This window comes from Streptomyces alkaliphilus (genome assembly GCF_014141535.1).
In the GTDB taxonomy this organism is placed as follows: domain Bacteria; phylum Actinomycetota; class Actinomycetes; order Streptomycetales; family Streptomycetaceae; genus Streptomyces; species Streptomyces alkaliphilus.
The window spans coordinates 1-543 of sequence record NZ_VKHT01001668.1 but is presented as its reverse complement, the minus strand read 5'-3'; the positions used below and the strand labels follow the sequence as shown (position 1 = coordinate 543).

The following is a 543-nucleotide window of genomic DNA, read 5'->3' as shown; positions in this document are numbered from 1 at the left end:
GGACGGGGTGGCCCCGACGGGCAGGGACTCCAGGTCGCGGGGGCGGTGGTGGATGATGGTGCGGGTGGTCAGCCGCCCGTCCGGGCCCTGTTCGACGCGGCGCTCGAGGAAGCCGATCTCCTCCAGCTCCCGCAGCGCGCGGCGGATCAGGGTGCGGCCCTCGCGCCAGCGGGCGCACAGCGACTCCACCGTCACCGAGGTGCCCTCGGGGGCCCACAGGATGTACAGGCCCATCGCCACGGTCAGCCCCATGGTCGCACGGGTGATCAACTCGTTCGTCAGAACGATGTAGTTCTCGGTGTGCCGGACGTAAAGATGGCACACGCCGCCCGCCGGGCGGCTAAAATGGTTCTCAGCCATCGGGAAGCTGTTCTCTTCCTGATCGGTCAGGCCCTCGGCGGGACTGCAATCCCGCACGGGGGCCGAAGCTTTTTTACGGTTGTGGAAGTGACCATAACCCCACCGGACCCCCGGAATCGCCCCGCGTACCACGAAAGAGTGAGCACCAATTTTCCGTGGACGCCGCGCAGGTCACGCCGGGGG

At 68.0% G+C, this 543-nt stretch carries 1 pseudogene; it reads right to left on the bottom strand.

The annotated features are described in order from the left end of the window. Positions 1–360: pseudogene (locus tag FNQ90_RS26240) on the bottom strand (GntR family transcriptional regulator); the annotation flags it as partial. Positions 361–543 lie beyond the last annotated feature (183 nt).